The organism is Polaromonas sp. P1_G4 (assembly GCF_056405475.1).
On the sequence record NZ_JBFUCA010001003.1, the window covers coordinates 1 to 697 of the forward strand.

Below are 697 nucleotides of genomic sequence, written 5' to 3' on the forward strand. Positions count from 1 at the left end.
TCGTCCAGGTGGGCGTCGCTGTAATTCAAGGCGCTGCGGTAGTGGGCGCGAACGATGAAAAACCGCACGGTTTCGGCATCGTATTTGGCGAGCACTTCGCGGATGGTGAAGAAGTTGCCCAGCGACTTGGACATCTTCTCGTTGTCGACGCGCACAAAACCGTTGTGCACCCAGAAGCGGGCCAGCGGCTTCCCGTTGGCCGCCTCGCTCTGGGCGATTTCATTTTCGTGGTGCGGGAACTGCAGGTCCGCGCCGCCGCCGTGAATGTCGAAGGTCTCGCCCAGCGTGCCGCGGCACATGGCCGAGCACTCGATATGCCAGCCTGGACGGCCGGGGCCATAGGCGCTGTCCCACCTGGCGTCGTCGGGTTCGGTGGGCTTGGCGCTTTTCCACAGCACAAAGTCGAGCGGGTCTTCCTTGCCATCGAGCACAGCCACGCGCTCGCCGGCGCGCAGCTCGTCGAGCGACTTGCCCGAGAGCTTGCCGTAGCCGGGAAACTTGCGCACCGCGTAATTCATGTCACCGGTGGAGCCCTTGTAGGCCAGGCCTTTTTCCTCCAGCGTGGCAATCATGCCCAGCATCTGCGGCACGTACTCAGTCGCACGGGGTTCCAGCGATGGAGGCTCTATGCCCAGCGCGCCGATATCCTGGTGCATGGCCGCGATCATCTCGTCGGTCAGCTGGCGGATGGTGATGC

The 697-nt window shown here is 63.6% G+C and carries 1 protein-coding gene; it reads right to left on the minus strand.

Annotated elements, in window-relative coordinates:
* On the minus strand, positions 1-697 hold a 697-nt coding region (locus AC1D1X_RS25020; RefSeq protein WP_477699591.1), incomplete at both ends, for a class I tRNA ligase family protein.